This is a genomic window from Pseudoalteromonas amylolytica (assembly GCF_001854605.1).
GTDB classification, from domain to species: Bacteria; Pseudomonadota; Gammaproteobacteria; order Enterobacterales; family Alteromonadaceae; genus Pseudoalteromonas; species Pseudoalteromonas amylolytica.
The window spans coordinates 252162-278171 of sequence record NZ_MKJU01000028.1; the positions used below are offsets into that span (position 1 = coordinate 252162).

A 26010-nucleotide genomic window follows, 5' to 3' on the forward strand; every position below is an offset into this window, starting at 1 on the left:
CCTGCTCCCCTAATTTCCATTGCTAAATTTCGACTCTGACTGATAACGTAGATTGATCTGTTGCAGCTTAGGAAAAACCTCTTCATGTGAATCACACTTAACAACAACAAATCCAAAAGCATCACAAGACATTGAAGCCTTTTCAAACTCTTGACCAACTTGCTTCCAAATTTGATGATAAAGCACTTGCTTATCTTCAATAATCTTTTGTTCATCACCAAGTTCATCAATACGTCCTGTACACACACTTTTTAATAATGCAGCTCCCACGTATGGTCGCGCTTGGTACTGTACAACATGTTTCTCAACCAGTTCAGCACGTACCCATTCTTCCGCCATTTTAATCTGATACCCCTCTTTGATCAGATTAGATACATACACGCCAGGCAAACGCGCACCTATCTCCCCAAAGTAAACTCTTTTGTCCGGTGTTAAAAAGAATTCAACATGTGCAACACCATTAACAAAGCCAAACTCTCTGATGATGATCTCATTGAGTCTTATCATCTCTTTTATGTGCGGTACACTTTCGTCAAATATAATTTGGCTCGCAAAAAGTGTCGTAGGATCCTGTAATGACTTTAATGGCGTAGTGGAATATTCTGATACGGATTTAAAAATAACTTCACCATTTTGGATTACACTATCCACATGAAACTGTTCACCTTCGATAAACTCTTCAACCCGATATTGCTTTAATATCTCATTGGATAATGCCAAATCTTGTAGTTCGGTTTCGTTGTGTACTTTATATGTCGAACGTGAGCCCATACCATCATAGGGTTTTACTATCACGGGAAAGTGCAGACCGCTTTGGTTAAATTCTTCAACCGACAAAGTGCTGGGTATGTAACTTTGCGCAATCGGAACGCCTATCTCCTTGGCTTTGGCTTGCATCACATTTTTGTTTCGCACAAACTCTGAAAGAGCTTGCATATTTTCTCGCACACCAAGGTGTTCCATTGCTTGCAATGCAAGTCCCACATCCTCTTCATAAGCAGGCAAAACACTTTTGATTTGAAAGTCTTTTGCAAGCTCATCAAGAATAGTCAGTGTCAATGAGAAGTCACTAAAGTTAGACACTTTGAAGTGCGCATCGGCTTCTATATCACTGATTTCTGTTCCATCAAGTGTGATTACAAACGCAGTCGCATTTTGTTCTCTTGCTGCTCTAGCCATTGCTTTTAAGTTAAGTCTATAAACTGGTCCAAAATCTCTATATATCACTACTATTGCTTGTTTCATGCTGCACTCTCCTCTTGTGCATCTGGTGCTACTTGCTCAAGGCCAACACTGTGGTAGCCATTATCAACGTGTATTATTTCTCCTGTGGTACACAAAGATAGATCAGACGCCAGATATGCAACACTTTTAGCCACATCTATTTGGTTAATTTCATTGTTGAGTGGGCAACGGTTTGAGTAAGCATCTTTCATGGTGGCGAAGTTGCCAATTCCGAACGAAGATAATGTTCTTAATGGACCCGCACTGACTGCATTCACTCGAATATTGTGTGCACCTATATCCTGCGCCAAATACCGAACAGAGCCTTCAAGAGCCGCTTTAGCAATCCCCATCCCATTAAACCCAGCCATAGCCCTTTGCGCCCCAAAATGGGATAATGTGATCAACGAACCGCCGCCCAAAATGTCCTTCGCTTGATTGGCAACTTTCAATAGACTGTACACAGAAATATCCATCATTTCTGCGAACCCTTTTCGGGACATGTTGGACACGCCAGAGGCTAATTCTTGCGTATCGGCATAAGCAATAGAATGCACAATAAAATCAATCTTTCCATATTGCGATTTTAGTTTTTCAAATAACGCTTCAATATCTTCGTCATTCGCGACGTTACAAGGGTAAAAGCTAGCTTCAGGAGAAAGCCCACTACCTTTTTTGATACGAGCAAGGTACTTGTCTTCATCCCCTCCCATAGGTTGATATGACACAGCTATTTCAGCACCTTGCTCCTCTAAAAACTTTGCAATATGGGTGGCAATTGAGTTTTTATTTGCAATACCCATCACCAAACCAACTTTATTTTTCATCAATTCCATTTCTACTACCTTCAACTACAATGATTTATCGAGCAACGGTTCAGGGAGTCGCTCAACTATGTTAAACTCTGTGGGAATACAGCTGCTAGGCAACTGAGAACGAATGTATCTCTTTAACTCGGTGACCTCAAAAGGTGTTGCCGCTTCTATATATGCAACAGGCACTTCCCCCAGAATAGGGTCTTGCTGCGCCGTTACTCGTACGTATTCCGACTGTGTGAATTCACTAATCACATTTTCAATTTCACTTGGGTAAATCTTTTCCCCTGCGCGCTTAATAATGTTCTTTGAGCGGCTACTGAACGCAAATCCGCCGTTCAATCTAGAGAAAAAGTCCCCTGTATTCAAACGGTGGTCGAGATGCAATTCAACAATGCTATTGTTAACGGCTATTCCAACCATCTTCGTAGGAGTTTCAATCACTAACTCGCCAACACCATCCACCTCATTAGCTAAGCTCAAGGACACGCCATCTAGAGGCTCACCCAAAGGTACTTTCGTCAGATTAATAAGGTGTTGAGCGTTAGCTTTGTATGTTGAAACACGAGGGCCAGCTTCTGTGAGCCCATATGTACAATAGATTTCTGTCTTATCAAAAAGCTTCAACACCCTTAACAAAGTCGCTTTGTTTATCGCATCCCCTCCGATAGTGAGGGTGCGTATGTTAAGAGCAGGTCGTTGCGCGATGAGTAGTTTCACAATGTGCGGTGTCACACTGGCAAAGGTGATAGCATTTTCTTGCAGCCACTCTCCTAACTTACCCATGATCTGGTTGCTGTTTTTGCACATAACAATGGTGCTCTGAGATTGAATTGCACCAAATAAATTTGCTATCAAGCCGAAACTGTAGAAGATAGGCAGTACGATGGCCACTCTGTCTGAGCAACGCATATCAACCGACTTGGTATGCAGCCAGCTATTATGCAATACTCTGTCCAATTTATGCAGAATCAGTTTAGGCTCTCCAGTCGTACCTGAGGAGAAAATTCCCAAGTCTGCCACCTGCTTTAGAGAAGACAATGCATTATGGTTTACGTTAAACCTTATGCCTGCGAAGCCTTGAAGATTTGAATCAATGACTTCACCATTAGAGTTCTTACCAATGGCATTCACCATTGTGCTTTCAGACAGGAAGAAGTTAAAATGAAACTTTTCTATGAGCTTGTTTATATAACTGGCTTTTACAGCATTTTTTACTATTGCAGTAAACACCCCCACTTTCCATAGAGCACAAAGCGCTGCTACGTGTTCCACAGAGTTTTTTAACTGTACGAGAACCGTATCGTTGTTTCCCAACCCCATTGCAGAAAGTTCATCACACTTTTGCGCAACAAGTAAACAAAAGTCTCTACCAGTCAACGCTACTTCGTCATCTACAATGTTAAAAGTGTCTGATGCTTCAATTTTTGAAAGCAGTGCTTGTATATCAAAATTCGCTTGCATTACTCCTCCCTAACCAAAAGTGAATTCTGCCAGTTAAAGCAAACAAGAATCTAAGTACATCGCTTCAACGACTAACTCATCTCCAACATAATCTGCTTCTATTAGTAGTACTTGTTCGAGTATTTTTTCTTTTACTAAACTATTAACGATATTTTCTACAACAGTTCTAGAATCAGGGTTCTGTTGTATAAAGTAGGTATAACTTGCGCCATGTAGATCAAATGCAATTGAGCAATAATTGGCTAGCATTTGTGGACCACCACGCGAAAAAAAGCCCTGTCTAGGGCGACTTTGTTGGGCTGCTTCAACCACTTTATTAATATGAGATACGCAGCCTGTCTTCGTGATCACAACTACGCTGGTTGTCTCCGGTAGCATTAAACTAGACTCGGACAACAGCCGCTCAACACACCGTATACTTGCACTCGCCAGAGGATCACAACGAACATCCTTACCTTTAAGCCTTGCCGGTGGTTTACAATCCGCGATTGAGATTTTTAATCGGCTAGAAATCGACTGTTCCATCATTGTCACTCCCTCTCGAACGCAATACATGAATTGACGCCACCAAACCCACAAGTAATAGACAAGCCACTGCGCAATGTTGTTTCGGCCGAAGCACCCGCACCTATAACATTGAGGGGAATTAATGGGTCTAACTCACTATGGCCAACTGTTCCCAAAAGCATCTGATTCTTAAGAGCCCATATTGAAATCACAGCTTCAGCCAGGCCTGCTGCCCCCAATAAGTGCCCAACAGCCCCTTTAGTTCCATTTACAGGAATATCGTGCGCTCTCTCAGCAAATACCAGTGTTAAAGCTGCAGCCTCAGCCGCATCACTTAATGGTGTACCACTGCCATGCAAATTTATAAAATCAGGTGTGCCCACTGAAGCCGTCGCTTTGCTTATCGCTTTTGCCAAAAACTGACCGTGTTCAGCAGGCGCTGTAATATCACTCGCATCACAACTCATGCCAAAACCTCGTATAGTGATATCAGACGTTTCACCAATTTGTGACAGACCACGTGAATTCGCTACCACAACACATGCTCCCCCTTCTCCAAAAGTAGTGCCATTGCGTTTTGTATCCAATGGCATTGCTCCCTCGGGAGATTGAGTTCCAAGCGCTAAATGCTGTCTTAATTTTGCAGGGTCTAGGCAGTCGACTGCGAGCACGGCAATTATGTTTGCTGCACCGCTCTTAACCATTGCATATGCCTGACCCAGCACATCTGTACCACTTGAACAAGCACTTGACACCAGCAAGTCCACATTTTTCTCACATCCAATCTGCGACAAATGCGCTTCGATATCATTGATGGGACGACCTGCATTTTTTCCTTTCAAATCACCAAGGCTACTTGCCGAAAAAATATGATCACACTGCCCTATCCAGCTGGGAATAACCCCAGTAGCAGACATTTTTTTGAGTATGTTGGGTATTCTGTATTCGCTCTCGGAAATATCTTTAATCACACCGATTGGTGTGTTTTCATCAGGAAATGATTCAGGAAAACAGGTGCTCGCAGGAGAAAAACCGCACATTCCTTTAAATAAACGTTCTTGCAACGCCAACCCATCACCAAGACAAGTTAAAACGTTCGCAAACGCGACATAAACCTTATTGTCACTCATGTGAATAGCACTTTTGATTAAATTAAAGAATAAAGAAAGGTTGCTGCACAAACAGCAACCTCAATAGCATTAAAAACCTATTCCATGATAAATTTTCTTTTTAACACGGATCATTTTGCCGCTACCCTTAAGTGCAGGGCCAAAAGTTACCCCAAACTTATTCCCTTGATCATAGTAAGGGAAGTCTCTCACCCTCACCTCAAACTCAAATGGCATTTGAGAATCCGTTGTTTTACCAGTTGCCCAAAGAGCAACATCAAGTAACGTACCCGGTGGTACAGGATGTCCCATTGTCAAAGAGAGATCAGCAACAGCTGATACTTCTTCATTTGAGCCATCAGGAATAAGCGGACGAGTCATTCCCAAGAACAACATGATTGCCACTTGAATAGTGTCTTGCGCCAAGTTAGTTCCAGGATAAATAGCCGCATCAGGAAAGTGGCCTTCAAACGCAGGAATAGAACAAGAAATTGCTCTTAAACTGTGTACCCAACCTTTTTCAAAGTCATGATCCGCCACCTGGTCTAAGCCCAGCATTGGGTGAGTATGGCGTAAGTACTGCTTCACACCAGTATGAGAAATTGGCCCTTTGCCATGGCCTGATAACTCTTTCACTATGTATTCAAAACTATAATCTGACATACTTTAATCCCTTGTCATTTCTTGAAGTTTTTCAACCAGCTCAGTTGGTAATTTAACAACTTCATTGTTTGATTTGTCGATGCATACCACTGTAAGAGACACCGAACAATACTCTGTCTTGGCAGTATCATCTGCAATTAAAAATTCCAACATAGCGCGCGTACGACGCAGTTGCGAGGTCTTCAAATATACAGAAAATTGCTCAAGAAACGTCAGTGAGTTCATGTAGGTCGCATTCGCACCCACAATTGCGAGCGTGTGGTTTTGCTCTTGTAAGCTACTCCAAATCTGTGGCTCAACAACTTCGAAAAGCGCTTCTTCTGTATGTCTAAAATAGTTTGAGAAATGACATACACCATCAGCATCTGTTTCGTAGTGATTTAATCTTCGGGTACATAGCTTACGCATTTGCACCCTCCAATTTTTTACATACGTCAACATATGCCTGAACAATTCGAGGCACCATCTGTATGTCCATTCCTAATGGAGGAGTCATGCGTAAGGTTTCATGGATTCTGTATTCTTTTGGAATACTCGTCATCATCATGCCACTTTCAACTTCTGACAGTACACCTGCACGAATCAGCTCATCTCGTACAAGCCTTCCTTTTCTCGCATATTTTCGTTCAAGTTCGATACCTACTAACCCAGCTCGTCCTCGCACATCACGAATGATGGTAGGGAACTGTTTTTGAACTTCTTTAAGTTGCTCGATCAAGGCATCGCCTATTAATTTAATATTGCTGTTCAAGTCATTAGTTGCGATGAAATCCAACGCTTGTTCAACAATTTGAGCCTGAAATGGACGAGCATTAAATGTTCTTACACCCACTCCAGCGCGAAGGTTTAACTTTTTATTGTTCCAAATCACCGCCGATAGGGGGAACAAGCCGAAGCCAAGCGCTTTACCTAAAGTGATACAATCTGGAATTCGGCCCTGTGGTAACGCCAAAGTCGCTCCCGTTCTGAAGCCTGTTAGTATCTCGTCATCAATTAGCACTGCTGACTCATCACGTGCTAGCTGCTCTAGCTCCGACCACCATTGCTCAGATGCATCAATCACACCACCATCGCCAAGAATACCTTCCACGATCACGGTACGAATACGTCCCTTATACTGTGCAAACATGTCACGCAATGAAGACAGCTCTCCATAATGCATAAACACGACTTCATAACCTGCTACTCGAGGGATCCCTCCAGTGAACTGCTTTCGATCAAGCAATTGGTTTGCGCCAGTAGCCCAGCCATGCCAAGCACCATGGCAGGCCAAAATAACATCTTTGCCACTTGTGTCTGTATCCGTGCCCAGCTGATAGTCCGTCATTAAGCTCATTTGCATAGCTAACTCAACAGCTTCTGTACCCGTACTCGTAAATGATACATCCCAATCACTGGCACTTGTTTGCGTGTGCTCACCAATTAAAGACTTAATTTTCTTAACCAGCGATAGCCGATCTATCGAATGGTGCTCATCGTTCATAACCGGAGCAGTGTTTAAGGCTGCAGATACACGCTCACTTAGAAAGTTTAAGTTACCTCCCAATACTCCTGCGCCATAGCCACCAGTACAATTGATCACATTATAAGCGTCAACACACTCATCAGAATGTTCTGATTTCTCCACAACCAACGTTTCAATGCCTGTTGTTTCAAGGAAAACGAAGGGAGTTCGACCGCCATAGTGATCAAATAGACCATCACCGGACGTAAGACATTCCTGCAAATTGACATCCAATTCGCCATAACTAATAGGGGATTTCGACGCCGCGGCATCCCACAACATGCTATACTTGCTTGAGATCATCTTTAGCCCTTTACATGCTCAGCTATTTGCCCCACGATATGCTCTAAAGTATCTAGCTTTTCAGCGATAAGTTTTGATGGATCCAGTGAAAAGTTCTCTTCTACGAACACACGTAGTTCAGTGGTATCCAAGCTGTCTAAACCAAGCTCAGCATTTAAAGCCACACCTTCTAATTCGTCCTTCATTAAGTCTTCAATTAAAAAGTTACGTACTGATTGTTCGATCTGTTCTAAGTTCATTATCATTCCTTAAATATTATTTTATTCTGAAAATTCAGATATTTGAGCTCCAGTTATAGAGACTAGTTTTGAAGGAGAGGTTTTAATCAACAGCTCAGGTTTTCCGCCACCGCCAATAATAAACTCTTCCTTCATAACATTTTCATCAACGCATAGCGTCAAATGCTCAGGCAGACCCACAGGTGGTACTCCGCCTGGCGCAAATTCAGTAATATTCAAAACTTCATCGCCGTTGAGGAAACGAAACTTCTTAACGCCTAAATGCTTTCGAACCTTCTTTTGATCCATCGAATCGCACCCTCTCATAACTACGGCTGCATACGTCCCAGATGACGTTTTCAATAAAAGTGTTTTTATCACCGCACTATCAGGTAGCTGACAATAAACGGCAGCATCTTTTGCCGTTGGCAAAGCTCTATCAGCAACCACCAACTGCAACTCAGCTTGGTGCGTGTACATAACCTCCCGAAACATCTCAGGTAAATCCTTTAATGCATTTTCGTTGTTAGTGTTCATTTAAAACCCACCTCATTTAATTAACTTTCCTGTAATATAAAATTCAACTTCAAAACAATAATCAAGCGAGAAGTCGATGTTCACAATACGTACAATCGCTGAGCTTTAAAACGCAAAAGTGGTCAATGGCGTTTAAAAACAAGTACCATAAAGCGAAACGAAACTAACAAACAAAACACAAAATATCAACATACGAAAACACCAAGTAAACCAGTTGATAATTTGAATTTTACAAACAAATATTTAAGCTCAAAGCTTCGAACAAATGATTGTTAACTACCTAGCAACTTTTGCACTAGAAAATTCAGATCATATTTAGGAGGGGTTGGAAAAAACTATTGAGAAATGCGGTTTAATATAAATATATTAATTTTTTATTTTTATACTTTTATACTATATCTGCTTACTCACACCTATCCTTTTTTACCTATGAACGATTGCCTACTGCGCTCGAATCATATTTCAATCAATTTGAAATAAAGCTTTTAAAATATAAATCAATAGCTTAAAAAATATTAAGGAAGAGGGATGGTTAGCAGTGTATTTGTAGATCCTGCAGATACACTGATCTACTCTTGTGTACAAAGCTGACTGTGCAACTGGTGAATTGGAAGATTTAAAGAATGGCTTTCAGGTATCGTGTCCATTCTAAAGGTATGGCTACGGAAGGTAGACCATACACAGCTTTTTTAAAAATACTAATGTCTGCACTCAGTACACTGAGCATCCTTCGCTAATTGCCAAGGTTGATGAGTCAAGGTCCGTGCATCTATGCGCGCAAAATAACAGCCTCTTTGATGACCCAATATCACATTAACAGCCAATAAAGCTTGTTGCGAGCCTATCACGCCTAATAATGGACTTAATACGCCAAAGTTATCACAGTTTTCCATCGGTGCGTGTGTGTGTTTAGGAAAGACACAAGCATAGCAAGGAGAATGTCCTCTAAAATCAAAGCACATCAACTGCCCCTGTGTTGCAATGGCAGCTCCTGAGATCAGTACCTTATTAGCAGTCAAGCAATACGAATTTAGAATATAACGCGTCTTAAAGTTATCGCTGCAATCTAACACAACATCAGCCTCACTGAGTAAATCGGCCACATTGTCTTCTGTCAATGCGACATTAATTGGCGCAAGGCTAATTTCATTGTTAAGGCTCGCGAGTACTTTGCCAGCCGCTTGCGTTTTTTGCTGACCAAGGTGGTTGACTTTATACAAAATTTGCCTTTGTAAATTAGATAGCTCGACCTGGTCATCATCAACAAAAGTGAGATGCCCAACGCCACTTGCAGCTAAATAGAAAAGCGCGGGGCTACCCAAGCCACCGCAGCCAATGACGGCAACATGAGCAGCCTTTAATTTTATCTGTCCTTGCTCACCAACTTCTTTGAGCAGCAAATGACGGCTATACCTCAGCCGCTCTTTTTCACTTAACGTCATTGTCTAACGGTTCCCTAAATAGGCTTGAAGCTGTTCAATCGCACTGGCGTGATCATTTGACTCCGTAATGGCTCTCACGACGGCAATACTGCCTACGCCCGTTTTCACAACGTCTGGAGCAACAGATAAGTCAATACCACCGATCGCGACAGTCGGATAATGCTCAGCCATTAAAGGCACAAAATGCGATAGCTTCTCAAGGCCTTGTATCTGCCCTGTCATGTCTTTGGTAGTGGTGGGGTAAATCGCCCCAAAAGCGAGATAACTGGGTCGATAATTGTGTGCTCTGAGCATTTCGTAAAAACCATGAGTGGAAACGCCTAGTCTCAATCCAGCTTCCTGAATGGCTTGCAAATTAGCCTCACTCAGGTCTTCTTGTCCTAGGTGAACACCATAAGCACCATGCTTTATCGCCAGTTGCCAGTAATCATTAATAAATACCCGCCCCTGATATTTATTGCCTAATGTGACGGCTGTTTGAATATCCGCTTCAAGTGTTTCAGGATCCGCATTCTTTACTCTCAGCTGCACCGTTGGAACCCCAGCAGATAAACATTTTTCAACCCAATCAACACTATCAACAACAGCATATAGCCCAAGTTCGCCACCTGTGTCTGCAAATCCTGCGGCAAAGTTGAAGGGGATTGGCTGTTCAAAATCAAGCTCATCTGCAAGCCAACTACCCGCTTCGATAACTTGTGGGTAATCATTGATGTCCTCTGGAAAGCCTGTATGCGCCAAAGGCCCAATCCCCTCTCCAAAGCGTTGTGCATAAGATAACCCTTTGTTGACATAGGCTTTACCAAGAATAAAGGCATCTTTTAACGGGTAGCCTTTGGCCAAACAAGCTGCGATGGCGGATGATAAACTACACCCGGTACCATGAGTGTGAGGCGTATTAATCGCTTCGTTACCAAGCCAATACTCTTGCCCTTGTGAGGCACAATAATCCACACAATACCCCTTTGGATAGTCCCAATGCCCCCCTTTTATCACCACCGATTGTACACCCAGTTGCTGCAACTTCTGCGCAGCTTCACGCACTGCATCTGGGCCAATTAAATAAACCCCGGTGAGCAACTGGGTCTCTTGTGTGTTGGGCGTGATCACGTCAATCAAAGGCAGTAAATATGTTTTTAGCGCGTCGATGGTGTCTTCTTCAGTTAACCTATCACCACTACTGGCAATGGCTACTGGGTCATATACTACCAATGGTGGTTCAACCCATTTTGCTTTGTAGTGACTGAGGTGCTCCGCCACCAGCTGAATTTGCTGCACATTCGCAAGCATGCCTATTTTTATAACACGCGCAGGCATATCAATTGCCAATGCTTGAAGCTGAGACTCTATGACTTCAGTTGAAGTTGAGTTTAGTGCCTCAACTCCCAAGCTATTTTGTGCGGTAAGTGCGGTAATAACAGTACAGCCATGTACGCCAAAGCTATGCATCGCTTTGATATCCGCCTGAATACCAGCCCCGCCACCTGAGTCTGACCCCGCAATACTCCAAACTACATCTGCCACTTCAGACCCCTATTGAATGATTAATTTTGATGCCAGAACGGCATTCCCATCGTTGGCGTTGACGGTGCAGCCACATCTTTTTCAGGCATTGCCTGTGCGATGTATGCCGCTCGTCCCGCTTGCACTGCATGATTAAATGCACTGGCCATTTTTACTGGACAACCTGCTCCCGCGATTGCCGAGTTGAGCAATACCGCATCATACCCCATTTCGAGCGCTTGACAGGCATGCGATGGCACACCTAACCCAGCATCAACAATCAACGTGGTATCCGGCATCCGCTGACGGATCATAGCTAAGTTATATGGGTTTAATAACCCTTTACCCGTGCCAATTGGCGCACCCCATGGCATTAATACTTCACAGCCAAGTGCCGCTAGACGCTGACATAATACTAGGTCATCGGTACAGTAAGGCAGTACCTTGAAACCATCCTGTAACAATATTTCTGTGGCTTCTAACAGTGCGACTGGGTCTGGCTGTAAATTGTACTCATCGCCAATCAGTTCCAGTTTAATCCAGTCTGTCGCAAAGACCTCTTTGCACATCTTCGCCAGCGTTACCGCTTCTTTGACACTATGACAGCCTGCTGTGTTGGGAAGCACCGTTAACCCTGTGTCTTTTATCAATTGCCAAAAGTCTTCACCGGCTGACACCGAGTTTTGACGACGCAGTGATACCGTTACGATTTGTGACTGTGATGCACAAATTGCCTCTTGCATTATGTGTGGGGAAGGATACAACGCCGAGCCTATCAGTAAACGACTCTCAAATGTTTGCCCATAGATGTTAAGTGGCTTCTCTTCACGCATCACTTATCCACCTTGAATAGGTGACAACAACTCTATGCTATCGCCATCAGTAAGGTGTGTTGATGAGCACTGAGTTCGCGGCACAAATGTGCCATTGAGTGCCACAGCAAAAGGCTCTTTTGCGCCCATTTCAGTCACCAATGCTTGCAAGTCTTGGCTGCTGGTTTCAGTTAGTTGACCATTAAAAGTTATTTTCATAGTAATTCCTTAGTAAGCGCTTGGCGCACCACAGCGGGAGCCAATAAATAGCCATGACGATACAAGCCATTAATGGATATTACATTGCCCTTGATTGAGCTACGAGGGCGATTATCTCCAAAGGCTGGACGCAACCCAGCATTAATAGCCATCACTCGGCCTTCGGCAAAGCCACTATGCACCGTGTATGCTGCCGATAATAACTCGAGCGTTGAGCGTACCGTTGCGGGCCCACTATCTTGTGATTCTATTTCGGTTGCACCAATCACAAACTCATTGTTTGGCTTTGGAGCTATATAAATAGGGTAACGAGGATGCATTAGCCTCACGGGCCTTTGTAACTGCACCTCAGGTGCATATATTCTAGCCACTTCCCCTCGCACCCCTCTTAAACCATCACACTGTTCTTTAGCCCCAATTCCTCGACAATCAATAATCCAATCGAACGCTTCACCGTTTACCATCTCAATACCAGATTTGTGGCTTTGGGGATGCAATTCCACGTTTTGTGAGAAGTGAAATTGCACGCCTTGTTGCCGTAAGAAAGCATAGCTTTGTTGATAAAAAGCGAGGTTATCCAACTGCCCTTCGCTGGGTAAATACACGCCTTGATGGAATCGCCCTGCTAGATCTGGCTCCAATTTAGCAATATCTGCGCCGAGCACTCGCTGAGCATGGTGTCCTCGTATAGGCTTTAGCCGCTGCATAAAACTTTGCAAGTCTCCCATATCTTGGTTATGGGCAATCACCAAAGTACCTGCTTGTTGAAACATGACGTTGGTGGGTAACTGTGCCAGCAGTTCTGGCCACATGGCCATTGCTTCAAGTCCAAGTTCAGCGATATCGACTTCGCAGTTGACCGACTCTGCCATTGGCGCCAACATAGCAGCCGCCAGCGCACCAGCACCATTTTGACTTGCATCACATGCAGCTTCAAAGATGCTCAGCTGGTGATGTTTATGCAACATCATTGCCGCCACTTTGCCAACTAGGCCAAACCCCAATATTGCAACACGATATTCTTTCATGGAAACGCCTCGTTTATAGATGATTTATAACACACACCACATTCAGTGGTGTCGCTATTAACGTCTATGGGTAAGCAAGGCTTACCCAAGCTCACCATGTTAAATCGCTTTGTGATATAACTCAGATCCCGAACGCTTAAACTCATCTGATTTGGCTTGCATTTCGGCTTCAACATCCAGCATTTTTACCTCGATAGCCTCACCGACATTGTTGGGATCAATGCCCTTTGCTTCCAAGTCTTTGGCATAGTCTCGTACTTCTTGAGTAATTTTCATTGAACAGAACTTAGGGCCACACATAGAACAGAAATGAGCGACTTTCCCAGATTCTTGCGGCAAGGTTTCATCGTGGTATTCTCGCGCTCTAACAGGGTCCAAACCAAGATTAAACTGATCGTGCCAACGGAACTCAAAACGCGCTTTGGATAACGCATTATCACGAATTTGTGCACCGGGGTGACCTTTCGCCAGATCAGCGGCATGCGCTGCTATTTTATAGGTGATCAAGCCCTCTTTAACGTCTTCTTTGTTCGGTAAGCCTAAATGCTCTTTGGGCGTCACATAACACAACATCGCACAGCCATACCAAGCGATTTGCGCAGCACCAATCCCAGAGGTAAAGTGATCATAGCCTGGAGCAATATCTGTTGTTAGCGGCCCTAAAGTGTAGAATGGTGCTTCATAACAGTGCTCTAATTGCTCTTTCATATTTTGCTCAATCATGTGCATTGGTACGTGACCTGGGCCCTCGATAAACACTTGTACATCATGCTTCCACGCAAGCTTTGTCAACTCACCTAAGGTGCGTAGCTCAGAGAACTGTGCTTCATCATTCGCATCAGCGATAGAGCCTGGACGTAAACCGTCACCCAAAGAGAAGCATACGTCATACTGCTTCATGATTTCACAGATATCTTCAAAGTGTGTGTAAAGAAAGTTTTCTTTGTGGTGTGCTAAACACCATTTAGCCATGATAGAACCACCACGCGAGACGATACCTGTGACACGCTTTGCCGTCATGGGTACATAACGCAATAGCACACCTGCATGAATCGTAAAGTAATCAACACCCTGCTCGGCTTGCTCAATCAATGTGTCGCGGAAGATCTCCCAAGTTAAATCCTCTGCTACGCCATTTACTTTCTCAAGCGCTTGGTAGATTGGCACAGTCCCAATGGGTACAGGGGAGTTACGCACTACCCATTCACGAGTTTCGTGAATATAGCGCCCTGTGGAAAGGTCCATGACCGTATCTGCTCCCCAACGAGTAGACCAAACCATCTTTTCCACTTCTTCTTCGATAGAAGATGTGACCGATGAATTACCTATGTTTGCATTAACCTTCACCAAAAAGTTGCGTCCCACAATCATAGGCTCTGACTCTGGGTGATTAATATTATTAGGTAAGATCGCACGGCCTCGGGCTATTTCATCTCGTACAAATTCAGGCGTGATGAATTCTGGGATCGAAGCACCAAATGACTGACCCTTATGCTGCTGTGCTAGTAGCTCTGCTTTGATTTTGGCCCGCCCCATATTTTCACGAATAGCGACGTACTCCATCTCTGGGGTAACAATCCCCTGACGCGCATAATGCATCTGAGTGACGTTTTTCCCCGCTTTGGCGCGGCGGATTTTTGGTAGGTGCTCGAAACGAATATGATCTAACCCCTCATCCGCCATACGCTGCTGAGAGAACTTTGAGGTGACTGAATCTAACCACTCGGTGTCATCTCGCGCATCGATCCACTCTTTGCGAAACTTAGGTAGCCCCTGACGCACATCAATTTTAAAATCAGGATCAGTATAAGGTCCGGATGTATCATAGACCCTCACTGGGTCATTTTTTTCATACACAGGGTTGTCTTCACTACCGCCGACAAAACTATCTGATAGGGTGATTTCACGCATGCCCACGCGAACTCCCGACTGTGTACCCTCAACATACACTTTGTGCGAACTTGGAAAAGGTTGCCCTGTAAGGTTATATATAAATTCAGATGCTGCCGCACGAGTTTCGCGGCGAGATGGTTTGCTACTATTGTTTGACATGACTTGCCTCATTGTTATTTAAGGTGTCTTGTCAGATCTCCTTTCAAAGGAGCGAGATGAGGTTGCCCTCAGATGATCAAAATCTCCAACTTATGAGATTTTGGCGGCCTACAACAGTAAGTTGTAATACTGGCAGCTTGTTCCCTACGCAGGTTTTAACCTGATCAGGTTCACGGATCCCGCAAAATGCGATCTCAGCCCAAGGGGCACTCCGACAAGTAACGAATTGACAATGAGTGTACTTAAGAAGACGCTAGCCTGCAACTTGAAAACGTAGTTCCGGTTGGCCTTTAAGGATCAGCGTATTATCTTGCAATAAAATCGGTACTCCTTTTCCCAACATTTTCAGTAAGGTGCGCTCCATTTTATTGGTTGGTTCATCACAAAGCTTACGAGTCATACCGATATGGTTCACTTTCAATATGCTGTCATTGAGTTGGCCTTCACCAAAAAAACGATTACAGCCACCGTTACCATTCACTTGCATCGCTTCGATAAAAGTAAGAGAAACCGGACTGGATTTTACAGCTTTCCCAGCAATATGACTGAGCTGCCACTGAGTATGTTTAAGCTGCGTAGTGTTCACTTTCCCTGTTGATGTGCAGCCAAATAAAAACGCGCTAGTTGCGAATAAAAGTGTAAGGGTTTTCATGTTAAACCATTAAAAAATGAACTAACGCAATTATACACTTGTAATCGCAAATAGCGGCAAAAAATAGCGTAAAATACGCTAAAAATTGCTATTGTGACGCAAAACGTTATGAAAACAGGCCTTCAATTTCCTCTGTTAGGAACGGACGACCACGCTCATTAACCGAAGTGCCAGTAACAACAGCGTCCAGCATCAGTTTATCGTCAGACTTTCTAATGACTTTTTGTACAAATGCAAATTTCAACTTACTTTCTCTATGCACACTCACTTGTACATAAAACTCATCTGCAGGCTTGAGTGAATCTTTAAAATTCATCTCACAGCGGATCACCACCAGATTAATTTTTTGCTCAGCTAAAAGCGCAAAATCAACCCCCTTAGAGAGCAGAAACTCATGCCTTGCATGTTCTAAATAATTAAAGTACACACCGTTGTTTACTATCCCCTGCAAGTCACATTCGTAATCTCGCACTTTAAAATCTACGCTAAATGTCACATTCGCTCCTTAAAAAGATCAGTACCATAACCGTAAGTGTCAACGTTATAACACATTTAAACGCTATTTATGTTTTAACCTTGCTGTCATTTGTTAAAATATGCGCAACTCAAATGACTAGCAAAAGATTATGATGCCAAAATACTCTCTGTTAAGCGCCAGTATCATTGCGCTACTGTCGCATACTGCTGTGGCTAACGATAATAACCCGATAGAAACGATTGAAGTCACAGGAGACTTTAAGCGAGAAAGTTTACAGACCCTCAGCGCCAGCGCCAGCGTGTTAGGTACAGATGCTGTCGTTAATCGCGGGGCAAACTATTTGGACCAGCTGCTAAATAGCACTGCAAATATTAACTTCACCGCCGGTGCATCTCGCGGCCGCTTTGTACAAATTAGAGGAGTGGGACTTCGGTCACAGTTTGTGGACCCAATTCATCCAAGCGTGGGGATGTTGATAGATAACATTGACTACTCGGGTCTAGGTGGCAGTGCTTTGTTATTTGATGTCGAACAAATTGCGATTTACCGTGGTCCTCAAGGCACACGCTTCGGTGCCGATGCAATGGCAGGTATGATTGATGTACAAACACACGCAGTAACCCATGAGCCTGCTCTAAATGTGCAGCTCGGTGTGGGTAACTACAGTAGCTATGAAGCTGGTATTGCAGCAGGTACATCTCTTAGTGATAGCACCGCCATGCGAGCTAGCTATTATCAGCATCAGTCGGATGGCTACACTGACAATGTCTATTTGAATGATGCGACGCAAACTCAAGATGAGCAGGTTGCGCGCATTAAACTTCGTACCCAATGGAATAGCACGCTGAGCACCGAACTAGTCGCTCATCACATTGACATAGACAACGGCTATGACGCGTTTACCCTAAACAATGATCGTAAAAGTAGTGCCGATGAGCCAGGTCAAGACAATCAGCAAAGTGATGCTTTTGCCCTGACCACAAAATATTCAGGAGCAGCGCTTTTTGATGTGGCCGTATTGATTAGTGGGCTCACAGGCGACACTCTTTATAGTTACGACGAAGACTGGACTTGTAACGATAGCAGCAAACCCACAGTTTGCGCAGCAGGACTTCATCCTTATGGTTACAGCTCGACGGATAGTTATCAGCGTGAACATGAGCGTGGCACCTTTGAGTTAACCTTCTCAGATAAAAATAACAATTGGGTAAGTGGCTTATCCGCAAAACGCAAGCAAGTGGCTTTAACAAGAGCTTATACATGGCAAGCGCAAGACTTTAGTTCGCACTATGATGTCAGCCATTTGGCTCTATTTGGCCAAAAAGTCACTCAGCTATCAGATAAAACCGAACTCGTCACTGGATTACGTGGCGAATATTACGACTCCGATTACTTCGATAATAACGGCATTGCTGGTAATACCGATGACTGGATGTGGGGCGCTAAGGTAGCACTAGAGCACTTTGTTGTCCCACGCACCATGATTTACACCAGTTTATCGCGTGGCTATAAAATTGGTGGAGTCAACGGTCAAGCGTTGGCACAGGCCAAAGATGAAGGACTAAACATTACCAGTGACAGCTATAACTTTACCCCTGAATACCTGTGGAATCTAGAGTTTGGCGTGAAAGGTAGCTCAGAAGATAACCGTCATACCGTGCGTGTCAGCGCGTTTTACATGCACCGAGATGATATGCAGGTAAAACGTTCTATTGAAGTAGAGCGCAAGTTTCTCGAATTTATTGATAATGCGACGCAGGGGCGCAACTACGGTTTAGAAGTTGAAGGCAACTTGCAATACACAGACCGTTTGAATTTAGCTTACAGTGCAGGCTATCTAGACACCAAAGTTGAAGGAGACTTCGCTCAACTTACATTAGATGGTAGAGAGCAGGCGCAAGCCCCCCGATACCAGTACTCATTGGCAGTAAACTATCAAGTTACTGAGCGACTCTTTGCTGAGGTGTCTGTTGAAGGTAAAGATGATTACTACCACTCGATAAGCCATGATGCCAAAGCAGATAATAGTAACTTGCTGAACGCCAGTATCAGCTATTATGCCAATAGTTGGTCATTGACAGCGTGGGGAAGAAATCTAGCGGATCAAGACGTTGAAGTACGTGGCTTCAGGTTTCCAAACAATCCACTGAAAGACTATATTGAGGAAACTTATGTGCAATATGGTGAACCACGCTTGCTTGGCTTAACCTTCAAATATGAATTATAAAGCCACTAGAAAATAAAAAAGCGCTCATTGAGCGCTTTTTTAATGTTCAGAAGTTATCAATCAACTTCTGGCAGATTACGCCCGTAAAACACCTCTTGGATTTCACGGTCTAGACGTGCTCTGATCTCAGCTTCTTCTTCTTCGCTCAAATCGTCCGTCGTAATGCCGAAAAGATACGTATTTAAGTCGGTCTCTTTTAGCATCATCTTAGTGTGGAACAAGTTCTCTTGATAAACATTCACATCTAGCATCTGATACGCTTCTTTCGTATCTTCAGTCATATAGTTCTGAATTGAGTGGATTGCATGATCAATGTAATGCTTCACACCTGTTACGTCACGCGTAAAACCACGAACACGATAGTCGATTGTTACCACATCCGACTCTAACGAGTGAATTAAGAAGTTTAACGCTTTTAATGGTGAGATCACCCCACATGTTGATACCTCAATATCAGCACGGAATGTACAAATACCATCATTTGGATGTGCTTCTGGATAAGTGTGCACACAAATGTGGCTCTTATCTAAGTGCGCAACCACAGACTCAGGCAAAGGCCCCGGTGTTTCATTGCTATCAAAAGTCTGTTGTTCTACAGGTTCTTCCGACACCAGAATAGTCACACTTGCCCCTTGCGGCTCGTAATCTTGACGCGCAATATTCAATACATTTGCACCAATAATATCAACGACGTCTCTTAAAATATCAGTTAAACGATCCGCACTATACTGCTCATCAATATATTCTAAATATTCTTTACGTTGTTGCTCTGTCTTGGCGTAACAAATATCGTATATGCTAAAGCTTAAACTCTTAGTTAAGTTGTTAAAGCCATGGAGTTTAATTTTATCAAAGGGCTTGTTCACGATAGACCAACCTTCAAACTGTAAATCTGCTTTGCAGAACCAAAAGTTCGCGGATTTTATACGAAAATCACGCTATGAAAAAGCGTTATTTTGCCTCTCTTTCAACAACTTCGTGGCTGTGCGTAATTTCTACTGCCTTATCAAGCATTAACGCCACCGAACAATATTTTTCAGCAGACAATTGCACCGCTCTAGCAAGGTGTTTTTCCGATACACCGCGGCCAGTAACCACAAAGTGTAGGTTTATTTTGGTGAATACTCTAGGTGCGGTTTCTGCACGCTCTGCGCTTAGCTTCACTTCGACATGGTCAAAGTCTTGCTTCGCTTTTTTTAATATGCTCACGACATCAACGGATGAACAGCACCCAGCCGACATCAGGACCATCTCCATTGGGCTTGGCGCTGCACTATCTGACCCTGCGTCGAAAACCACATTATGCCCTGAATCAGAATGGCCAATAAATGTATCTCCGTCTACCCACTTTACACTTGCTTGCATAAACACCTCAAATAAAACAATAACACCGCCGTTTGGCGGTGTTATAAAGCTCATTGCTATCAATTAGCAATTGTTGTTATTAAACGGCCGAGTCAAACATGTTTTTAACTAGACCTGCAAATTCTTCAATAAACTCACGCTGTTCAACGGTCACCCGCTGCTCTGTGACACTTGAGAGTACTTCTTGTAGGTCATACACAATACCGTCAACCTCACGAACAATCAGGCTGCGTTGCTCTGTTGTGAGTTCACTGTGTTGCTCACAAATAGATATCACGTTTTCCGCAATAACATCTTCTATGAGTTCCATCACTTTAGGTGCACCAGGCTTAATTTCACCAGGCTTTTCAAACAAGGCTAAATTTTGCGTCAGATACATGACTAGTTCGTCATAACCTTGTTTATCTAAAACCATCTTTATTCCACCTAAGATTTTTAACACATCTGCTATAGATTTAAGCAGAAACTCACTCCTAATGCTACTTTTGTCGCTTAGTCGAGCACAAAAAAAGCAGCCTTAGCTGCTCTTTTTAGGAACAAAGTATTAAACTGTATTTTATCCTAAAATACTCTCTAACCCTTTGTAAAATATCTATTAGTCGATATTCAAGCCAGGGCTTAGAGTGCCAGGTAGAGTGACTTTCTCCAGCTCTACTGAGGCAACTGGGTAAGCACAGTAGTCAGCTGCGTAGTAAGCACTTGCTCTGTGATTACCTGAAGCACCGATACCACCGAATGGCGCTGCACTTGATGCCCCCGTGATTGGGCGGTTCCAGTTCACGATGCCCGCACGAATGCGACGTAGGAAGTGCTCATAATCAGCTTCATTGTCGCCTAATAAGCCAGCTGATAGGCCAAAGCTGGTATCGTTGGCTTTTTCAATCGCTGTGTCAAAGTCGCTGTAACGGAACACTTTTAACAGAGGACCGAAATGCTCTTCATCTGGGAAATCTGTCACGTTAGTACACTCGATAATACCCGGTGTAACAAAACCTGTGTTAGGTGTGTGAGTCAGTTCAATTAAAGACTCGCCACCCAAAGCTTGAAGTTGCTGCTGCGCGGCAACCATACCTGCTGCAGCACGCTCAGAAATCATTGAGCCCATAAACGGCTGGTCAGCGTCATCAAAATTACCTACTTTAATGGCTTTAGTAGCACGAACTAGGTGCTCTAGAATCGCATCGCCTTGTGCACCAACAGGTAAGAATAACTTACGTGCGCAAGTACAACGCTGGCCACTTGAAATAAACGCTGACTGGATGATGTCGTGTACTACCGCTTTGGTGTCTGAGGCATCTTTAACGATCAATGGGTTATTGCCACCCATTTCTAACGCTAGAATTTTGCCTGGTTGACCTGCGTATTGTTCATGAAGTAAATGACCTGTACGTGATGACCCTGTGAAGAACAAGCCATCAATACCTTTATGAGAAGCCAGTGCTTTACCCGTTTCAACTTCGCCTTGTACTAAGTTAATCACGCCAGCTGGTAGCCCCGCTTTTTGCCACAGTTTCAGTGTCAACTCAGCAACATACGGAGTTAACTCTGAAGGTTTGAAAATAACCGTGTTACCCGCAAGAAGTGCTGGAACAATGTGGCCATTTGGCAAATGCCCTGGGAAGTTGTATGGTCCAAAAACAGCTACTACACCGTGTGCCTTATGGCGGATCACTGCACGACCTACAGGCATTGGATTTTCAACCGTTCCCGTTCTTTCATGATAAGCTTTCTCAGAAATCGCTATTTTGCCTACCATAGCGCCCACTTCTGTGCGGGTTTCCCAAAGAGGCTTACCAGTTTCTTTAGCGATTGCGATTGCTAACTCTTCACTGTTGTCTTTGAGCGCTTGTGCAAAGCGTTGCACAATGACTAAACGCTCAGCAAAGTCTAAATCAGCCCATGTATAGAAAGCTTGTCTTGCAGCTTTAACTGCCGCATCTACTTGCTCGGCAGTTGCCGAGTTAGCAGACCAGATCACTTCGTTGTTTGCTGGGTTAACTGATTTAAATTCGCTGCCTTGACCTGCAGCCCATTCACCATTAATCAGTTGAGCAGGATGTGTTGTCATAATTAATACCTACAATTAGAGTGTTGCGATGCTGACTAGGTCACCATCGACAATGTTCAATGCGTTTGCCACTTCTGCGCTAATAACGACTTCTTCACTTGCCGCATCAACCTGAAGCTCTGCAACCGTAGCCCGATATTCAGCTAGTTTATCATTTGCAACCATCACAGGGGAACCGCCCTGTGCGTTGCCGATACGCGCAGTTTTATTTTGTACCGAGCGAACCGTGCGAATATTGTCAACTTTGGCTTCTACCGTTGGGCCCGCATCAAAAATATCTACATAACCATTGAAGGTGAAACCTTCACTCTTTAGTAACTCGATAGCAGGTCTGGTATTGGTGTGTACTTGACCGATAACCGCCTGAGCTTCTTTGCTTAGTAAGTTTACATAAATCGGGTACTTAGGCATTAACTCAGCGATAAATACCTTTTGGCCAATACCCGTTAAATAATCCGCTGTCGGGAAATCCATTGAGAAGAAGTGTTCTTCAAGCCATTGCCAAAATGGGCTTTGGCCGTTTTCATCAGACACACCGCGCATCTCTGCAATAACGGTATCCGCAAAGCGATACTGGTGTTGCTTGATGAATAAGAAGCGAGATTTAGACAGCAACTTTCCATTCAAGCCCTTGCGATAACCATCCTTTAAGAACAATGTGCATAGCTCTGTTGCGCCAGTGTAATCATTACAAAGCGTGAGAATATCTACCGCTTTATAAACATCTAACGTGCGTGAAGAATGAATAACTTTACTCAGGTGGTAATGATAAAACGCATCATCTAAACCCACAGCAGCTTCAATCGCACTTGTCCCGACAACTTCACCTGTTTCGCTATCTTCAAGTACAAATAGATATCCTTCGTCAAAAGGAATATCCGTCTGTTTTTGGAAAGACGCTTCTGAACGTGCAATCTTATTTTGCAACAATTCTTCATTTACAGGTAACGAAGTAAAACCATGGCCCGACTCGTGGGCAATGTTTAAAAGCGCTGGGTAATCGCTTTTTTGGATTGGGCGAAGGATCATCATGAGCCCGCTTACTCCTCAAGTTATAACACTAGACGGTAAATCAGGACCAAGTATTACTTGGCCCCACCAAGATTAGGCGTTATTAGCTACAACGCTGGCAACCGCTTTTTCAAAGCGTGCCATACCTTCACGGATATCCGCTTCAGGGATAACCAAAGATGGCGTGAAGCGCACAACATCAGCGCCAGCTACCAAAGACATAACACCCTCTTTGATACCTGCAACTAAAAAGTCTTTTGCACGACCTTTATATTGCTCAGCAACGACGCCGCCTAAGAGCAAGCCTTTACCACGGATTTCGCTAAAGACGTTGTACTTATCGTTGATTGTAGTAAGTAGCTCTCTAAACAGCGCTTCTTTGGCTTTCACACCTTCGAGTACTTCTGGAGTGTTAACAGTATCGAGTGCAGCTTCGGCGACCGCACACGCTAGTGGGTTACCACCGTATGTAGAACCATGTGTGCCCACTTTAAGGTGCTGCGAAATTTCACTTGTCGTGATCATGGCACCAATTGGGAAACCACCACCGAGTGCTTTGGCCGTTGTTAGAATATCAGGCGTAACACCTAAACCTTGGTAAGCATATAGCTCACCAGTACGTCCAACACCAGTCTGAACTTCATCAAAGATTAGCAGCGCATTGTGCTTAGTACATAACTCACGAACACCCTGTACAAAATCTGCATCAGGAGAAACAATACCGCCTTCACCTTGTAGCGGTTCCATCATAACGGCACACGTTTTATCAGAGATTAGTGCTTCAAATGCAGCTAGGTCATTGTAGTCACTGTGCACAATGTCACCCGGCTTAGGACCGAAGCCATCTGAGTATGCAGCTTGTCCACCAACCGTTACAGTGAAGAAAGTACGACCGTGGAAACCTTTGTTGAACGAGATGATTTGTGATTTTTGCTCACCAAAGTTATCAAGTGCAAAGCGACGCGCCAATTTTAATGCAGCTTCGTTTGCTTCCGCGCCTGAATTGGCAAAATACACTTTATCAGCGAATGTTGCGTCGACTAACTTTTTAGCCAAACGTAGCGCAGGCTCGTTAGTCATAACATTTGATAAGTGCCAAATTTTTTCGCCTTGCTCTTTTAAAGCAGAGACTAAAGCAGGGTGACAATGACCTAAACAGTTAACCGCGATACCGCCAGCAAAGTCAACGTATTCACGTCCCTCTTGGTCCCATACGCGCGACCCTTCGCCTTTTACCGGAATCACAGCTGAAGGTGCATAGTTAGGCACCATTACTTGATCGAACAATTCACGATTTATAGTCATTTTAACTCCTCACTTTGTTGAGTACGGCACCGCAAATGGCTGAATTTAAGCATTCAACTTGCACATTTCAGCCAACATATTTTTTAATTTGGTGCAAAATTCATTCACTTATTATTTCAGAAAAACATATGAAAGTCTCATAGAAAACTTTCATTGAGGCCTTGATATTCAAGGGATTGAGATAATATTTCAGTCGCAGTGAATAACTATTTGGAAGAAAATAGACGACAATGCAAGCACGCAGGCACCTTAGCCAAATCCTAAGAATTTAGTGCTGAATGAATAGTCGTAAAAAAAATGTCTAAATATTATGAAATTGTTAGTTGTAAGCCATGGAATGAGCATGAAGAGAGCGTTTTTTGCTCTTCTTTGGTCAATTCTAAGTAAGAAAACCACAACTGAGTTTCATCCGGCTCAATCAAATGTTTGTCCGTCAACAGTAAATACAGCGCATAGCCATGGGCCTTCTTTAAAACGGTTGTTAATGGTAGCGGATCGCTTAGCTTTTTATTCGAATTTGGTAAATAACTAACCGCAAACTCTTCCATCGCAGCAGAAAATGGCAAGTATCTAAATTCCATCTTATCAATTAGTTGCTGAGTTACTTTTGCTGAGCTTTCTAATAGCAGGTTTCTCAAAAATAACGGGTCCGGACCCAACTCTAGCAGGGCTGTATGTAAGTCTTTATGGGCCTTATCTCGCGCTCTACGCACTCGGTCTTGCCAAATTTGTTCATGTGTACGCAAGTACAAACGGGTAAGCGCCGCCTTACCAATATCTAACATCATCCCTAACGTATACGCATACTGCTCTTTTACACCGTTACTTGGTGCCAACGCTTTAGCAGCAATAGCCGTTGACATACTCAAGTCTCGTAGTTTTCGCTTCATCAACGAAAATGGTTCCGTTGAATAAGGTAACCAATGACGCATCGCATATGTGGGTAACACCCACTGTAAATTCTCCAATCCTAAATAACGTAACGCCAATGCTGGTGTATCAACCTTTACGGCCATACCTGTTGAACTTTTCTTGCGATATTGAGGTAGGTTCACTAACGAAACCAACTCTCGCCCAAGCCACGATATATCATTCACTAACGGTTCTAACCTACCAACCGAAGCAGATTTTACCGCCAGAAGATCGAAAATCGCTGGAACACCATCTTGAATGCCCATCACCTCATAATACAGACTGTCTATGTCATTAAGCTGTTTGACAATCGACTCTTCAATCGCTTGATGAATATGTGCACTGGCTTTGGCAATGTATTTATGATGGCTGGTACTACTCTCTTTACGTTTTGCCGAAGCCGCTATTTCAACTTCCAACATGGTACGCTGTGGGATTTTTTCACCTAAATTCATTTCCAAGGTGTGAATATATCCAATTTGCTCCTGAGCAAAACTGTGACTAACCAGCAAGTCATGGGCTCGTTCCGTTAGTGCTTGTGCCATCCTTACATGCTTATTGTCTTCTGTCATAGACTCTCTACCAGCTCACA

At 43.6% G+C, this 26010-nt stretch carries 26 protein-coding genes and 1 riboswitch; of the genes, 1 reads left to right on the plus strand and 25 read right to left on the minus strand.

Going from position 1 to position 26010, the window contains the following annotated elements:
* Positions 1 to 9: 9 nt before the first annotated feature.
* From BET10_RS14785 to BET10_RS14870, 18 genes are all read right to left on the minus strand, one after another.
* Positions 10 to 1245: an ATP-grasp domain-containing protein gene (locus tag BET10_RS14785; protein ID WP_070986364.1), complete on the minus strand. Its 1236-nt coding sequence runs from the start codon at positions 1243 to 1245 to the stop codon at positions 10 to 12.
* Positions 1242 to 2060 (minus strand): enoyl-ACP reductase FabI, encoded by an 819-nt coding sequence (locus tag BET10_RS14790; RefSeq protein WP_070986365.1) that lies wholly within the window; start codon positions 2058 to 2060, stop codon positions 1242 to 1244. The genes BET10_RS14785 and BET10_RS14790 overlap by 4 nt, the downstream gene beginning before the upstream one ends.
* A gap of 15 nt (positions 2061 to 2075) precedes the next feature.
* Complete coding sequence (locus BET10_RS14795; protein ID WP_070986366.1) at positions 2076 to 3503, minus strand: class I adenylate-forming enzyme family protein; 1428 nt, start codon at positions 3501 to 3503, stop codon at positions 2076 to 2078.
* A 33-nt stretch (positions 3504 to 3536) separates the two neighbouring features.
* Positions 3537 to 4031: a hypothetical protein gene (locus BET10_RS14800; protein WP_070986367.1), complete on the minus strand. Its 495-nt coding sequence runs from the start codon at positions 4029 to 4031 to the stop codon at positions 3537 to 3539.
* Between the two features lie 2 nt (positions 4032 to 4033).
* A complete protein-coding gene (locus tag BET10_RS14805) occupies positions 4034 to 5140 on the minus strand; it encodes a beta-ketoacyl synthase N-terminal-like domain-containing protein (protein ID WP_070986368.1) in 1107 nt (368 codons plus the stop codon).
* Positions 5141 to 5209: 69 nt separating this feature from the next.
* A complete protein-coding gene (locus BET10_RS14810; RefSeq protein WP_070986369.1) occupies positions 5210 to 5782 on the minus strand; it encodes a hypothetical protein in 573 nt (190 codons plus the stop codon).
* 3 nt (positions 5783 to 5785) lie between these two features.
* Complete coding sequence (locus tag BET10_RS14815; RefSeq protein ID WP_070986370.1) at positions 5786 to 6190, minus strand: acyl-CoA thioesterase; 405 nt, start codon at positions 6188 to 6190, stop codon at positions 5786 to 5788.
* A complete protein-coding gene (locus BET10_RS14820) occupies positions 6183 to 7589 on the minus strand; it encodes an aminotransferase class III-fold pyridoxal phosphate-dependent enzyme (RefSeq protein ID WP_070986371.1) in 1407 nt (468 codons plus the stop codon). Before BET10_RS14820 ends, BET10_RS14815 begins: the two co-directional genes overlap by 8 nt.
* A gap of 2 nt (positions 7590 to 7591) precedes the next feature.
* A complete protein-coding gene (locus BET10_RS14825) occupies positions 7592 to 7828 on the minus strand; it encodes an acyl carrier protein (RefSeq protein WP_070986372.1) in 237 nt (78 codons plus the stop codon).
* A 21-nt stretch (positions 7829 to 7849) separates the two neighbouring features.
* Positions 7850 to 8344 (minus strand): aminoacyl-tRNA deacylase, encoded by a 495-nt coding sequence (locus BET10_RS14830; protein WP_070986373.1) that lies wholly within the window; start codon positions 8342 to 8344, stop codon positions 7850 to 7852.
* A 698-nt stretch (positions 8345 to 9042) separates the two neighbouring features.
* Positions 9043 to 9786, minus strand: coding sequence for a HesA/MoeB/ThiF family protein (locus BET10_RS14835; protein ID WP_070986374.1), 744 nt, complete (start codon positions 9784 to 9786; stop codon positions 9043 to 9045).
* Between the two features lie 3 nt (positions 9787 to 9789).
* Entirely contained in the window at positions 9790 to 11310 is a 1521-nt protein-coding gene (gene thiE / locus BET10_RS14840; protein ID WP_070986375.1) for a thiamine phosphate synthase, read from the minus strand.
* Positions 11311 to 11330: 20 nt separating this feature from the next.
* Positions 11331 to 12122: a thiazole synthase gene (locus BET10_RS14845; protein ID WP_070986494.1), complete on the minus strand. Its 792-nt coding sequence runs from the start codon at positions 12120 to 12122 to the stop codon at positions 11331 to 11333.
* 3 nt (positions 12123 to 12125) lie between these two features.
* Complete coding sequence (gene thiS / locus BET10_RS14850) at positions 12126 to 12320, minus strand: sulfur carrier protein ThiS (protein WP_070986376.1); 195 nt, start codon at positions 12318 to 12320, stop codon at positions 12126 to 12128.
* Entirely contained in the window at positions 12317 to 13348 is a 1032-nt protein-coding gene (locus BET10_RS14855; RefSeq protein WP_070986377.1) for an FAD-dependent oxidoreductase, read from the minus strand. Before BET10_RS14855 ends, thiS begins: the two co-directional genes overlap by 4 nt.
* Positions 13349 to 13447: 99 nt before the next feature.
* On the minus strand, positions 13448 to 15400 hold the full coding sequence (gene thiC / locus BET10_RS14860; protein WP_070986378.1) for a phosphomethylpyrimidine synthase ThiC: 1953 nt from the start codon (positions 15398 to 15400) through the stop codon (positions 13448 to 13450).
* Between the two features lie 124 nt (positions 15401 to 15524).
* A riboswitch (TPP riboswitch) is annotated at positions 15525 to 15624 on the minus strand.
* Positions 15625 to 15653: 29 nt separating this feature from the next.
* Positions 15654 to 16052: an META domain-containing protein gene (locus BET10_RS14865; RefSeq protein WP_070986379.1), complete on the minus strand. Its 399-nt coding sequence runs from the start codon at positions 16050 to 16052 to the stop codon at positions 15654 to 15656.
* 106 nt (positions 16053 to 16158) lie between these two features.
* On the minus strand, positions 16159 to 16548 hold the full coding sequence (locus BET10_RS14870; protein ID WP_070986380.1) for an acyl-CoA thioesterase: 390 nt from the start codon (positions 16546 to 16548) through the stop codon (positions 16159 to 16161).
* A gap of 130 nt (positions 16549 to 16678) precedes the next feature.
* On the opposite strand from BET10_RS14870, the gene BET10_RS14875 reads away from it, so the two are divergent.
* Positions 16679 to 18757 carry a TonB-dependent receptor gene (locus BET10_RS14875; RefSeq protein ID WP_070986381.1) on the plus strand — a complete coding sequence of 693 codons (2079 nt, stop codon included), beginning with the start codon at positions 16679 to 16681 and terminating at the stop codon, positions 18755 to 18757.
* Between the two features lie 56 nt (positions 18758 to 18813).
* Here BET10_RS14875 and speD read toward each other — a convergent pair whose 3' ends face one another.
* The 7 genes from speD to BET10_RS14910 form a co-directional block, all read right to left on the minus strand.
* On the minus strand, positions 18814 to 19623 hold the full coding sequence (gene speD / locus BET10_RS14880; RefSeq protein WP_070986382.1) for an adenosylmethionine decarboxylase: 810 nt from the start codon (positions 19621 to 19623) through the stop codon (positions 18814 to 18816).
* Positions 19624 to 19708: 85 nt separating this feature from the next.
* A complete protein-coding gene (locus tag BET10_RS14885; protein ID WP_070986495.1) occupies positions 19709 to 20122 on the minus strand; it encodes an OsmC family protein in 414 nt (137 codons plus the stop codon).
* A 79-nt stretch (positions 20123 to 20201) separates the two neighbouring features.
* Positions 20202 to 20537 (minus strand): DUF3802 family protein, encoded by a 336-nt coding sequence (locus BET10_RS14890; RefSeq protein ID WP_070986383.1) that lies wholly within the window; start codon positions 20535 to 20537, stop codon positions 20202 to 20204.
* A gap of 180 nt (positions 20538 to 20717) precedes the next feature.
* Positions 20718 to 22190, minus strand: a complete 1473-nt coding sequence (gene astD / locus BET10_RS14895) for a succinylglutamate-semialdehyde dehydrogenase (RefSeq protein WP_070986384.1) — start codon at positions 22188 to 22190, stop codon at positions 20718 to 20720.
* Between the two features lie 15 nt (positions 22191 to 22205).
* Entirely contained in the window at positions 22206 to 23222 is a 1017-nt protein-coding gene (astA, locus tag BET10_RS14900; RefSeq protein ID WP_070986385.1) for an arginine N-succinyltransferase, read from the minus strand.
* 72 nt (positions 23223 to 23294) lie between these two features.
* Positions 23295 to 24506 carry an aspartate aminotransferase family protein gene (locus BET10_RS14905; RefSeq protein ID WP_070986386.1) on the minus strand — a complete coding sequence of 404 codons (1212 nt, stop codon included), beginning with the start codon at positions 24504 to 24506 and terminating at the stop codon, positions 23295 to 23297.
* 308 nt (positions 24507 to 24814) lie between these two features.
* Positions 24815 to 25990, minus strand: a complete 1176-nt coding sequence (locus BET10_RS14910) for an HDOD domain-containing protein (protein WP_070986387.1) — start codon at positions 25988 to 25990, stop codon at positions 24815 to 24817.
* Positions 25991 to 26010 lie beyond the last annotated feature (20 nt).